The organism is Candidatus Omnitrophota bacterium, from assembly GCA_028693815.1.
Lineage (GTDB): Bacteria > Omnitrophota > Gorgyraeia > Zapsychrales > Aceulaceae > Aceula.
On record JAQUUP010000034.1, the window covers coordinates 1 to 12,218 of the forward strand.

Consider the following 12,218-nt stretch of genomic DNA (forward strand, 5'->3'; position numbering starts at 1 on the left):
ATAAAACCATAACCTTTTTGGTTACTAAACCACTTTACTGTTCCTTTTGCCATTATTTAACCTCCTTTCGCAATCTTTGAGTATAACCCTAATTCTGAAGTTGTAAACTTTTTGATTAGAACTAGGGCAATAATGGCGTACAAACTAAAAAAACCATCTGAGCAAATCTTTCTACCCAAACGGCTTCAAGTTTCCCTCTCCCTATTAACTCAAACATATTATGATTTATAAAAAATATTTTGTCAATAAAATAAATTTTTATACTGGCCATATCCCTCTTTTTCAAGATCTTCTTTTGGGATAAATCGAAGTGCCGCTGAATTAATACAAAATCTCTGGCCATCTGGTTCAGGCCCATCTGAAAAAACATGGCCAAGATGAGAGTCGCTTTCTTTGGCCTTAACTTCTGTCCTTTTCATAAAAAGACTGTTGTCTTGTTTTTCAATAATTTCATTTTTATCGATAGGTTTCTTGAAACTTGGCCAACCCGTTCCAGAATCAAACTTATCGACCGACGCAAACAAAGGTTTGCCTGTAACAACATCAACATAAATTCCATCTTTCTTGTTATCCCAATATTCATTTTGAAATGCCGGCTCAGTTGCATTCATCTGGGTGACATTGTACTGCATTGGCGTAAGTTTCTTTTTTAAGTTACCAGTGCTGCTTTTTTCTGAATTAAAAGTTTTTTTTGACGAAAGTGGACAAATCGGTGTTTCCTTGTATGGTTGCCAGGTATTTTCTAAAAAACTTTTTCTTCCAGACCCTTCTTTATACGCATTATAATGAATTGGGTTCTTTTTATAATAATCTTGATGATATTCTTCGGCTGTATAAAAAGGTCCTGCTTCGATAATTTTCACGGCAATAGGCGTGTCGAATATTTTCAATTCACCCAAATGTTTTTTTGACATCTCGGCTAATTCTTTTTGTTGCGGCGTCAAATAAAGAATAGCCGTTTGATATTGACTTCCTTTGTCAGAAAATTGTCCTTGAGAATCAGTAGGATCAATATTCTTCCAGAAAATATCAAGAAGCTTAGCGTAATCAATTTTTGCAGGATTATAAGTAATCTCAATGGCCTCCAGGTGTCCAGTTTTTCCTGTCGAAACTTGGGCATAGCTTGGATTCTTACTTTGCCCACCAACATAGCCCGAAACAACATCAATAACGCCATCGATAGACTCAAACGCTGATTCCATGCACCAAAAACATCCGCCTGCGAATATTGCTTTTTCAGTTTTTTCAGCGAAAGAATTATTAGTCATAAGAATTAAAGAAATGATTGTTAGTAAATATATTTTTTTCATGCGATTAAAAATGCATCTTTATATATGCTGATATGCCATCCAACATAAGCTGAACGCCAATCGCAGCAACAACGAGTCCTGTGATGCGGATAAGCGCGCCCATAAGATTATATCGTTTCAAAACTTTGCCAATAGCACGTGCATAAAACATAACACAAAAATTAATTGCAACAGCAATAACAATACAGACTAAAGTTACCAACATTCCATATTGAGACGGAAAAGATACGGCCGCTGTAATGGTCGCAGGGCCTGCAATCATAGGTGATGCCAAAGGAACAATCGAAGCATCCTCTAGCTTTTGATTGGCAGTTGTTTCAAAAAACAAACCTTTATTTAAAGCTTGAAATCCGCGAAATAAAAGAATAAAACCACCAACAATTTGTAAAGAATAAATATCAATTCGAAAAATTGCTTTTAAAAGAAAATCTCCAATTAACGTAAACGATATTAAGATAGCTGCGGCAATAATCGTGGATTTAATAATAACACGATTAAGCTCACCCTTTTTTGTTTCTTGGGAAAAAGTTGAAATAATAAAGATTTTACTAATCGGATTAATCAGTGCAATCAAGGCAAGCGTACAATTCAGATATAGATTCATCAGAATCTCCTTTAAAATAAAAACTATACAATATTTGCAAAACCCATAAAAGCTAGCGCAAGAAGCCCAGCAACAATAAGCGAGATGGGAACGCCTTTCATGGATTCAGGTATGTCTAAGAGCTCTAGTCGCTCTCGAATTGATGAGAAAATAACAATAGCAAGCGTAAAACCAATAGCATTAGCAATAGCAAAAACTGTACTTTCCATTAAATTATAATCTTTTCGAACAACAAGAATAGCAACGCCAAGGATTGTGCAATTTGTTGTAATAAGCGGCAAGAAAACTCCAAGAGCTTGATAAAGCGCAGGACTTACCTTCTTTAATATCAGCTCAACCATTTGCACTAAGGCTGCGATAACAAGAATGTAAATAACAGTCTGTAAAAAATCAATCTTGAGTGGAACTAAAATATAGTTCTGAATCAAATATGTAACAATTGTTGCAAGCGTCATAACAAATAAAACTGCTGCCCCCATTCCAACGGCTGTTGACAACTTCTTTGAAACACCTAGAAAAGGACAAATCCCTAAAAACTGCGCTAAAACAATATTGTTCACAAGAACTGCGGAAATAATGATTAAAATATATTGCATTATTTAGTTCCCTTGTTAAGTCGATTAACTAAAGCAATCAAATACCCTAAAACGATAAACGCACCTGGAGCCATCGCAAAAACAAGAATGCCATCGCTTGTAAGAAATTTAAATCCAAAAATTGATCCTGCACCTAAAGCTTCTCGAATAGCACCTAAAAGAGTAACAGCAAAAGTAAAGCCAAGCCCCATACCAAGACCATCTATAATTGAACTGAAAATATTATTCTTAGAAGCAAAGGCTTCAGCGCGTCCCAGAACAATGCAGTTAACAACAATCAACGGAATAAAGATTCCAAGTTGTGCGTGTAATGCCGGTAAGTATCCGGCCATAACGAGATCTACGACAGTAACAAATGAAGCAATAACAACAATAAAAGATGGAATGCGAACCTTATCGGGAATTAGATCTTTTATTAAGGAAATAACAAGGTTTGACATAACCAAAACAAATGCAGTGGCAATCCCCATGCCAAGGCCGTTCATCGCAGATGTTGTAACACCCAAAGTTGGACAAAGTCCTAAAAGTAAAACAAAAACGGGGTTTTCTTTTAAAAATCCTTTAATAAAATTTTGCCACTGATTCATTTCTTAATTTCCTGTAAATATATTTCATATGCACGCTGAACCGCATCACAAAAAGCACGAGAACTAATTGTTGCCGCCGTAATGGCGTCAACATCTCCCCCGTCTTGCTTAACCTTGAGGGTAAAACGGTCAAGATTCTTTCCGTTAAATTGATCAGAAAAATTTGATTTGCTTTTTTGAATCTTATCGCCTAAACCAGGCGTTTCATTCGCTGAAAGAACAACAATATTTTTGATTGTTCCATCCGGTAAAATACCAACCATCAGTCGAACCAAACCTGAAAAACCCTTAAGAGTAAATGTGTCAATGGCAAGACCTACAATTTTATTTTGTTTTTTAGCAAAGTAAACAGTGACAGCCTCACCATCGATATCAATAATGCGGGTATCCTCAAGAGGATTGTTGTCAAAAGCGGGAACAACCTGCGCAATAGCTTTTGTCTTTTTGTCGAGTGCAACTTTTGCGATTGGCCCCTTAGTCCGTTCGTAAACAACGCCTAGCAATGACGATGAAATGAGCGCAATAATAAAAAGCGTTGAAACCATATTAATAAAATTAGATTCTCTCTTAGCCATTTTTTACCTTTACGACACCGTATTTTTGCGGTTTACAAAACTTGTCAATAAGCGGAACAAAAGCATTCATAATTAAAATTGCAAAAGAAACTCCTTCTGGATAAGCACCAAATACGCGGATCACAACAGTAATCAAACCTATCAAAATACCAAAAATAATCATACCCTTAGGTGTCATTGGCGATGTGACCATATCAGTGGCCATAAAAATCGCTCCAAGAAAAACGCCACCGGTTAAAATCTGAAACATTGGGTCCATATATTTTTCAGGATTAAGCCCCCAAAGAATGCCTGAAAATAATGCCACCGCACCAATCATCGCAACTGGAATATGCCAGCTAATCACTTTTCGATAAATCAAATAGATTCCACCCAAAAGAAGTGCGAGCGCAGAAACCTCTCCGATACATCCGCCGAGATTTCCAAAGAATAAATCTGCATAACTCGGAAGTTTTGAAGCCAACTCAGATGCTGCAATATTATTTTTTAGCCCTTCCTTCACAATAGACAGTGGCGTTGCAGATGTAACCGCATCAATCAATTTAAAACGCGTCACAATCGGCACTGGCCAACTTGTCATTGCAACGGGAAAAGAAACAAATAAAAATACGCGTCCAACAAGCGCTGGATTAAAAGGATTATTACCGAGTCCACCAAAAGACATTTTAGCAATCCCAATAGCAACAAAGCTACCAACGATAATCATCCACCAAGGTAAATTACTCGGGACATTAAACGCCAGCAAGAGACCTGTAATAATAGCAGATCCATCGTTGATTGTTGGCTTAACTTTGAGCATAAATTTTTGAATAAGATACTCAAATAAAACCGATGAAAAAATTGCAATTAATGTTACGCGTAACGCTCCAAAACCAAACATATATATAGAAACAAGAAACGCTGGCACAAGCGCAATCAAAACATCATACATGATACGCGTTACGGAATCTTTTCCATAAGTGTGTGGAGATAAAGAAACAACTAGTTTTTTATTGATCATTTCGGACTCTTCTCGCGCAAACGTTGATTAATGATTGATTTTCCAAGACGAATATAATCTAGTAAAGGCCTATCTGCTGGACACGTAAAAGCACAGCTTCCACACTCGCAACAATTTAGAATTTGTTCTTGTTGCGCTTGATCATAAAATCCTTTCTCAACTAAACTCATAAGCAAATAAGGCTCTAATCCTAGAGGACAATGTCCAACACATTTTGCGCAACGGATACAGTTTAAAACTTCCCCCCTTTTTGATTCAGCTTCTGAAATCAGCAAAATTCCTGATGTTCCCTTGGTAACAGGAACATCGGGTGTATTTAGTGCTTTTCCCATCATTGGCCCACCGCTAATAATTTTACCGGTTTCATTTGGAAGCCCCCCTGCTGCTTCAATCAAATTTGAAATAGGGACGCCAAAGCGAACAAGAAAATTAGATGGATTCTGAACATTTTTTCCTGTCACTGTAACAACGCGCTCAACCAAAGGTTTATTTTTTTGGATTGATTCGTAAACAGCAAAAGCTGTTCCAACATTTTGAACAACAACGCCAACATCAATTGGAAGTCCTCCAATGGGAACTTGACGAGAAGTCAAAGCTTCAATTAATTGCTTTTCTGCGCCTTGCGGATATTGTACCTTTAAAGGCACGATACAAATTCCGTTATAATTCTTTGCAAGTTTTGAAAGATGTTCGATCGCATCAGGTTTATTTGACTCAATACCGACTAATGATTCTGATACGCCAAGAGCTTGCATAATAATTTGCGTTCCAATTAGAATCTCTTCGCCTTTCTCGATCATCAAACGATGATCTGATGTCAAAAAAGGCTCACACTCAACACCGTTAATTAAAAGAATGTCAGCTATCTTTCCCTTCGGCGGCGTTAATTTAACATGGATAGGAAACGTTGCTCCACCCAATCCAACGATGCCATCTTTTTGAAGTTTCGCAATAATTTCTTCCTTAGAAAGAATAATTTCTTTTTTAATATCTGGACTTAACTCAATACCTTCAAACCAATCATCGCCCTCAACTTTTATCGTAATCGCTAATCTTTTATATCCACTTGCATCCATAACATTATCAATTTTTGACACAATACCAGACGCGCTTGCATGAATATTCGTTGAAACATATCCACCGCTTTCAGCAATAACCTGACCGACTTTAACGCGATCATTAATCTGAACAATTGGTTTTGCTGGTGCACCCAAATGCTGAGAAACAGGAATCGAAATAATATCAGGAATCTTTAAAAATTCAATCGCCTTAGCCGCAGAAAGTTTATGATCTTCGGGATGAATTCCGCCCACTGGAAATGTTTTTAAATTTTTATACACGCTCATGACTTTATTTCTTTTACTTTTATTTCATCCGCTAATTTTGGGTTTGATAGTTTCGGCGGAAAATTAATCTCATGAATTGCTTTAGTCGGACACTCAGTTACACATTTTCGGCAAAGCTTACATTTTTTATAATCAATATATGCCAAATTCTCTCGCATCTCAATTGCACCAAAAGGACAGACCTTAACACATTTGCCACAACCAATACAAGCAGCTACACAATTTTTTCGAGCAATGCCACCTTTTTCTGTATTTGAACAACTCACAAAAATGCGTCGATTCGCTTTTCCTTTTAAGCGCAACTCAATAAGCAGTCTCGGACAAGCTTTAACGCAAGCGCCACAAGCAACACATTTTTTCTCATCAACAACAGGGAGTCCTGTTACTTCATCGATAGAAATAGCATCAAATTTACAAGACTTAACACAATCTCCTAAACCCAAGCACCCGAAGGAACATCCAGTTTCGCCTACATATAAATTATGAACAATTTTACACCAAGTTGTTCCATCATAAATGCTTGTTCGAGGTCTGTTTTGATAGGATCCATTACAGCGAACCACAGCAACCATAGCCTCTTTCTCGACCACTTCAATACCAAGAACTTTTGCAACCTCATTCATGCATTTATTTCCACCAACAGGACAAAATAAGGTATCCAAGTCCTTTGCTTTCACACAAGCCTCTGCAAAATTTCGACACCCTGCATAACCGCAACCACCGCAATTAACTCCAGGCAAAACTTCGTTAACCTCATCAATTCGAGGATCTTCAACAACTTTGAATTTCTTAGCAATATAATAAAGAATCACACCAGCGAGGATACTAATAGAGCAAAGCGATGTAATAGTATAAAGAATGATAGAATTCATATGTCTTTTTTTACAATTTTAAATAGAAATGACTTTTTAATCTTATCCCGAAATAAATATAGACCTAGATAATAGGGTAATAAAACAAATAGAGCAAGAATTCCAGATACTAATTCTTTTCCTGTCAGCGAAAAAGATATTAAAAGAACAGAAAAAAGAATAATAAAAGGAAAAAGATATCCCAAGAAAAGAGCATGAAAACCTATGGCCTGCTCAAAATAGACAATAACATCATCTCCCGGAGAAAAGCTTTCAGTTGTATTCTTAATCTCAATGACCTTTTGCTCTGTCTCAGAAACAGGACACGCATCCTTGCTATGACAGCTGGAACAAGCCGAAGCGCTTTGAATCATAACTTTAACGGTATCGTCATGCGCCTCAACAACTTTTCCATTATGCAAAATAAGTTTGGATGATTTTAACAAAAAAACCTTACCCTTTAAAGAATTTTATCTTTTATTTGACCTTACTATATACGTATGCAAAAAGAATGTCAAGATTCACCTGACTTATTATCAAGAAAAGACCAATAATTCTTGCGCTTAATTTTTGTTTTTGTTAAGATGAGATAACTTAAAAAAGGAATTTTATAAATATATGAACATTGGCATTACTAAAGAATTGAACAACAATGAAAAGCGTGTCGCTGCAACACCCTCTTCTGTTGAAAAACTAACTAAGCTTGGATTCAATGTTTTAATTGAAAAAGGGCTTGGCGATTCTATTTTCGCTTCAGATAGTCTTTATGAAAAAGCTGGCGCGAAAATTATGGATAATTCTAAGGCTATTCTGTCCTCTTGCGATATTATTCTTCGTCTAGACAAACCATCTGAGGAAGAAATTTCTTCTCTCAAAGAACAAAGCATTTATATCAGTTTTCTAAATCCGTTTAAAGAAAAAAATCTTATCAAATTACTTGCTAAGAAAAATATTAGTGCAATCAGCATGGAACTCATTCCGCGAATTACACGCGCACAAAAAATGGATGCATTAAGTTCTCAAGCAAGCTTGGCTGGTTACGTTGCGGTTATTATTGCGACTCGAGAAAGTCAAAAAGTGCTGCCCATGCAGATAACCCCTGCTGGAACAATTTCGCCAGCACGCGTTTTTATTGTTGGCGCTGGCGTTGCCGGTCTTCAAGCGATTGCAACGGCCAAACGACTTGGCGCACGCGTCGAAGCCTTTGATACGCGACCAGAGGTTGCCGAGCAAATTCAATCTTTAGGTGCAAAATTCATTAAAATTGATATTGGAGAAACTGAAAAAACTAAAGATGGTTATGCGAAACAGCTAACAGATGAACAAATAAAAAAACAGCGCGATCAAATGACAAAAATTTGCTCAATTTCTGATATTATCGTTACAACCGCCCAAGTTTTTGGCAGAACAGCACCTTTAATTATCACTGATGAAATGATTAGCCAAATGAAGCCTGGAAGTGTCATTCTCGACATGGCAGTTGAATCCGGTGGAAATGTCAGCGGATCTGAAATCAATAAAATAAAAATTATAAACAATGTTAAGATTGTCGGATTAGCAAAACTACCTTCCTTTGTTGCTCCTGACGCGAGCGAAATGTACGCTAATAATCTTTATAATTTAATTAAAGAATTCTGGAACAAAGAAACAAAAATGTTTGATCTGAATCTTGACGATCAGATCATTAAAAGCTGCCTCGTAACATATAACGGGTCAATTGTTAATGAAATGCTTTAAATTATGATCGACATCAACACTCTTATTTTTCTTTTGTTTATTCTCGCCCTTTCGATTTTCTTAGGGTTTGAACTTATTTCCAAAGTTCCATCGACTCTTCATACGCCATTAATGTCAGGATCTAATGCTATCTCTGGCATTACGCTAGTGGGAGCTCTGATTTCTGCTGGAACGGACGGAAATATGATAAGTACCGTCTTGGGAACGTTGGCTGTTATTTTTGCAACAATTAATGTTGTTGGCGGATATCTTGTAACCGATCGCATGCTTGCTATGTTTAAGAAAAAGAAATAATTTGGAGGAATTGTTGAATACTGCATTTATCATAAATTTATCTTATATTGCTGCGGCCATTCTTTTTATCATTGGCCTAAAGATGCTTAGCTCCCCTCTAACGGCACGTAAAGGAAATTTGATTTCTGCAATCGGCATGTTTCTGGCCATTGTTGCCACACTTTTAACAAAAGGATTAAGCTTTCAATGGATTGTCTTAGGGATTGTCCTCGGATCAATGATTGGAATCTTCGCAGCTCGCCTTGTTGCCATGACGGCTATGCCAGAAATGGTAGCACTTTTAAATGGATTCGGCGGCATTGCAAGCCTTTTGGTTGGGTGGGCTGTTTATCACTGCTCTCAAACATTTGAAACTTTAACAATTATAACAGTTTTTTTAACTGTTTTAATTGGAGGAGTTACATTTACTGGTAGCATTGTTGCTTGGGGAAAGCTAAAAGGCATCTTTCCTTCAAAGCCAATTCTTTTTGATGGACAAAGGATGATAAATCTCGGCATTTTAATTGCCCTTCTTTTTTCTGGAATAATCTTGATTATCAGCCCACAAACCTCATATTCAACTTTCCTTTTTATTATTGCACTTTCTTTTATATTAGGCATCTCTTCTGTCATTCCAATCGGAGGCGCCGATATGCCAGTTGTTATTTCTCTTTTAAATAGCTATTCTGGACTAGCTGCTTGTGCCGCTGGATTTGTCATTCAAAATAATATTTTGATTGTTGCTGGTGCACTTGTTGGTGCCAGTGGAATTATCTTAACGCGAATTATGTGTAAAGCTATGAACCGTTCTTTATCCAATGTTCTTTTTAGTGGGTTCGGCTCTGGCGTTAAGGACCAATCCTCTGAAACTGAAGGCGAAATAAATCCAATCACCATTGAAGATGCCTACCTAATACTTGAGGCCGCCCAATCTGTTGTCATCACCCCTGGTTATGGTCTTGCAGTTGCCCAAGCTCAACATGTTGTTCGAGAACTTGGAGAATTATTAGAAAAAAATGGCGCTGATGTAAAATATGCAATTCATCCTGTTGCAGGACGAATGCCTGGACACATGAATGTTTTGCTTGCCGAAGCAAATGTACCTTATGACCAATTAGTTGAAATGGACGATATTAATCCAACCATGAATAGTGTTGACGTATGTATTGTAATTGGTGCGAACGATGTTGTTAATCCTGCAGCAGAAGATGACGAATCAAGCCCAATTTATGGAATGCCGATCATTGAAGTCTACAAAGCAAAGACTGTTTTTGTGCTTAAGCGATCAATGGCGGCAGGATTTGCCGGTATCCCCAACAAACTTTTCTTTAACGAAAACACCCGCATGCTCTTTGGAGACGCCAAAGCCTCTATTTCTGGAATTGTATCAGAATTTAAATAAAAAAATGATTTACGAAATCTTTCAGATAACGTAAATCAATTGATTGAAGCTGTTTGCTAAAGGTAAATTAATCCTGATGCGCGAAAATACCCCAAAATTTCTCATTCAGAACACTTAAATTTATTTTATTTCTTACGCATTTTTTTTGTAGCTAAATAGGCAGGAATAATGATAAGGGCAGCAAAAATAAGCAAAATCAAAATTGTTAAAATTGTATCCATCATAGTCTAAAACCCCTCCTATTGTTTTGATGAAGTCATCTTTTTAGGGTCAACAATTCGATCAAATTCTTTTTCACTTAAAATCTTAAGCTGAATTGCAGCACTTTTAAGCGAAATATTTTCTTTATAAGCTTTTTGAGAAATCTTAGCAGCTTGATCATAACCAATAACAGGATTCAAAGCCGTTACCAGCATTAAAGAATTATTCAAATTATCTTTAATTTTTTCAAGGTTTGGCTTAATACCGCAAATACATTTTTCCCTAAAACTCGTCGACGCATCTGATAAGATTTTGATTGACTGCAAAACATTAAAGATAATAACTGGCTTAAAAACATTTAGCTCAAAATTTCCGCTTGCCCCTGCAATAGAAACGGTTGTGTCGTTGCCTATAATTTGCGCACAAACCATTGTCATGGCTTCACACTGAGTTGGATTGACCTTTCCGGGCATAATGGAGCTTCCAGGTTCATTAGCTGGCAAAATAAGCTCGCCAATGCCGCATCGCGGTCCTGATGAAAGAAAACGAATATCATTAGCGATTTTCATTAAAGAGACAGCTGCACCTTTTAAGGCACCACTTAAGGCCACAAGAGCATCATGCGCTGCAATTGCCTCAAACTTATTGGGTGCAGACTTAAAAGAAATATTAGTTAATTTTGAAATATTTCTTATTGCTATTTTTGAAAATTTTGGATGCGCATTTAATCCTGTGCCAACAGCTGTCGCTCCTAAGGCAAGCTCTTTTACTCTCGGCAAAGATCCTTCGATTCCTTTGATCCCGTTTAGCAATTGCTGTGCATATCCAGAAAACTCCTGGCCTAGGGTTAAAGGCGTAGCATCCATTAAATGAGTACGTCCAATTTTAACAATTTTAGAAAATGATTTTGATTTCTTTAAGAATTCTTTTTGAAGATTTTTAAGGGCCGGCAACAAGCTTTGAGTTGCTGCAATAACTGTTGCGACATGCATAGCTGTCGGAAAAACATCATTTGAAGATTGGCACATATTAACGTCATCGTTCGGATGAACAGGATTTTTAGTTCCAATCTTTCCTTTAGCAAGCTGAATAGCTCTATTTGCAATAACTTCATTCACGTTCATATTGGTTTGCGTGCCGCTGCCTGTTTGCCAAACTGAAAGTGGAAATTGATCATTAAATTTCTCATCAAGAATTTCATCGCATGCGCGAACAATAAGATCCATCTTTTTTGCAGAAAGAACGCCGAGTTCCTTGTTTGCCATTGCAGCAGACTTTTTAACGATAACCAATGATTTAATAAAGTCAGATGAAAAACGATCATCGACAATATTAAAATTTTCTAAAGAACGCGCTGTTTGAGCTCCATACAATGCCTTCAAAGGCACTTTAACTGAACCTAAGCTATCATGTTCTATCCGAAATTTCATAATAAGTTTCCGTCTTTTAAATTTCTAATTTTTAATAACGTCTGTTAATAATCGAACCCCAGATCCTGTTGCGCCAAATCCAAAATAACTGCGAGCAGAACCCTCAACAAAAGACGTCCCAGCAATATCAAGATGCGCCCATTTAGCATCACCAACGAATTGACGCAAGAATTCTGCCGCCGAACAAGTGCCAGCCGCACCTTTTGGTAATCCAGTACTCCTTAGATCCGCATACTGAGATTTCAGATGATCTTTTAGCTCGGGATAACTTGGAAGTCGCCAAGCCCGATCATCGGTTTTTTCAGC

14 protein-coding genes are annotated in these 12,218 nt (G+C 37.1%); 3 read left to right on the top strand and 11 right to left on the bottom strand.

Annotation, left to right across the window (positions count from 1 at the left end):
• Window positions 1-242: 242 nt before the first annotated feature.
• Genes msrB through PHY73_08350 form a run of 9 tightly spaced genes read right to left on the bottom strand, consistent with a single transcriptional unit; the run spans window position 243 to window position 7,315 of the window.
• A complete protein-coding gene (gene msrB / locus PHY73_08310) occupies window positions 243-1,268 on the bottom strand; it encodes a peptide-methionine (R)-S-oxide reductase MsrB (GenBank protein MDD3375703.1) in 1,026 nt (341 codons plus the stop codon).
• Window positions 1,269-1,314: 46 nt separating this feature from the next.
• Entirely contained in the window at window positions 1,315-1,914 is a 600-nt protein-coding gene (locus PHY73_08315; GenBank protein MDD3375704.1) for a MarC family protein, read from the bottom strand.
• A 23-nt stretch (window positions 1,915-1,937) separates the two neighbouring features.
• Window positions 1,938-2,510, bottom strand: a complete 573-nt coding sequence (gene rsxA, locus PHY73_08320; GenBank protein ID MDD3375705.1) for an electron transport complex subunit RsxA — start codon at window positions 2,508-2,510, stop codon at window positions 1,938-1,940.
• Window positions 2,510-3,097: an electron transport complex subunit E gene (locus PHY73_08325; GenBank protein MDD3375706.1), complete on the bottom strand. Its 588-nt coding sequence runs from the start codon at window positions 3,095-3,097 to the stop codon at window positions 2,510-2,512. The genes rsxA and PHY73_08325 overlap by 1 nt, the downstream gene beginning before the upstream one ends.
• Window positions 3,094-3,672: an RnfABCDGE type electron transport complex subunit G gene (locus tag PHY73_08330; GenBank protein ID MDD3375707.1), complete on the bottom strand. Its 579-nt coding sequence runs from the start codon at window positions 3,670-3,672 to the stop codon at window positions 3,094-3,096. Before PHY73_08330 ends, PHY73_08325 begins: the two co-directional genes overlap by 4 nt.
• On the bottom strand, window positions 3,665-4,669 hold the full coding sequence (locus tag PHY73_08335) for an RnfABCDGE type electron transport complex subunit D (GenBank protein ID MDD3375708.1): 1,005 nt from the start codon (window positions 4,667-4,669) through the stop codon (window positions 3,665-3,667). Before PHY73_08335 ends, PHY73_08330 begins: the two co-directional genes overlap by 8 nt.
• Complete coding sequence (gene rsxC, locus PHY73_08340) at window positions 4,669-6,018, bottom strand: electron transport complex subunit RsxC (protein MDD3375709.1); 1,350 nt, start codon at window positions 6,016-6,018, stop codon at window positions 4,669-4,671. Before rsxC ends, PHY73_08335 begins: the two co-directional genes overlap by 1 nt.
• Window positions 6,015-6,890 (bottom strand): RnfABCDGE type electron transport complex subunit B, encoded by an 876-nt coding sequence (locus PHY73_08345; protein MDD3375710.1) that lies wholly within the window; start codon window positions 6,888-6,890, stop codon window positions 6,015-6,017. Before PHY73_08345 ends, rsxC begins: the two co-directional genes overlap by 4 nt.
• Complete coding sequence (locus tag PHY73_08350; GenBank protein ID MDD3375711.1) at window positions 6,887-7,315, bottom strand: SoxR reducing system RseC family protein; 429 nt, start codon at window positions 7,313-7,315, stop codon at window positions 6,887-6,889. Before PHY73_08350 ends, PHY73_08345 begins: the two co-directional genes overlap by 4 nt.
• Window positions 7,316-7,487: 172 nt before the next feature.
• On the opposite strand from PHY73_08350, the gene PHY73_08355 reads away from it, so the two are divergent.
• Genes PHY73_08355 through PHY73_08365 form a run of 3 tightly spaced genes read left to right on the top strand, consistent with a single transcriptional unit; the run spans window position 7,488 to window position 10,281 of the window.
• Window positions 7,488-8,606, top strand: coding sequence for a Re/Si-specific NAD(P)(+) transhydrogenase subunit alpha (locus PHY73_08355; GenBank protein ID MDD3375712.1), 1,119 nt, complete (start codon window positions 7,488-7,490; stop codon window positions 8,604-8,606).
• 3 nt (window positions 8,607-8,609) lie between these two features.
• Window positions 8,610-8,900: an NAD(P) transhydrogenase subunit alpha gene (locus PHY73_08360; GenBank protein ID MDD3375713.1), complete on the top strand. Its 291-nt coding sequence runs from the start codon at window positions 8,610-8,612 to the stop codon at window positions 8,898-8,900.
• Window positions 8,901-8,913: 13 nt separating this feature from the next.
• Entirely contained in the window at window positions 8,914-10,281 is a 1,368-nt protein-coding gene (locus PHY73_08365; protein MDD3375714.1) for an NAD(P)(+) transhydrogenase (Re/Si-specific) subunit beta, read from the top strand.
• 239 nt (window positions 10,282-10,520) lie between these two features.
• On the opposite strand, the gene fumC is transcribed toward PHY73_08365, so the two are convergent.
• Window positions 10,521-11,912 carry a class II fumarate hydratase gene (gene fumC, locus PHY73_08370; GenBank protein MDD3375715.1) on the bottom strand — a complete coding sequence of 464 codons (1,392 nt, stop codon included), beginning with the start codon at window positions 11,910-11,912 and terminating at the stop codon, window positions 10,521-10,523.
• A 24-nt stretch (window positions 11,913-11,936) separates the two neighbouring features.
• On the bottom strand, window positions 11,937-12,218 hold a 282-nt coding region (locus PHY73_08375; protein ID MDD3375716.1), incomplete at its 5' end, for a leucyl aminopeptidase.

Excerpts from the sequence above, each read along its gene's own strand:
- msrB (MDD3375703.1), bottom strand. The coding sequence starts at position 1,268 with ATGACTAATAATTCTTTCGCTGAAAAAACTGAAAAAGCAATATTCGCA.
- PHY73_08315 (MDD3375704.1), bottom strand. The coding sequence starts at position 1,914 with ATGAATCTATATCTGAATTGTACGCTTGCCTTGATTGCACTGATTAAT.
- rsxA (MDD3375705.1), bottom strand. The coding sequence starts at position 2,510 with ATGCAATATATTTTAATCATTATTTCCGCAGTTCTTGTGAACAATATT.
- PHY73_08325 (MDD3375706.1), bottom strand. The coding sequence starts at position 3,097 with ATGAATCAGTGGCAAAATTTTATTAAAGGATTTTTAAAAGAAAACCCC.
- PHY73_08330 (MDD3375707.1), bottom strand. The coding sequence starts at position 3,672 with ATGGCTAAGAGAGAATCTAATTTTATTAATATGGTTTCAACGCTTTTT.
- rsxC (MDD3375709.1), bottom strand. The coding sequence starts at position 6,018 with ATGAGCGTGTATAAAAATTTAAAAACATTTCCAGTGGGCGGAATTCAT.
- PHY73_08345 (MDD3375710.1), bottom strand. The coding sequence starts at position 6,890 with ATGAATTCTATCATTCTTTATACTATTACATCGCTTTGCTCTATTAGT.
- PHY73_08355 (MDD3375712.1), top strand. The coding sequence starts at position 7,488 with ATGAACATTGGCATTACTAAAGAATTGAACAACAATGAAAAGCGTGTC.
- PHY73_08360 (MDD3375713.1), top strand. The coding sequence starts at position 8,610 with ATGATCGACATCAACACTCTTATTTTTCTTTTGTTTATTCTCGCCCTT.
- fumC (MDD3375715.1), bottom strand. The coding sequence starts at position 11,912 with ATGAAATTTCGGATAGAACATGATAGCTTAGGTTCAGTTAAAGTGCCT.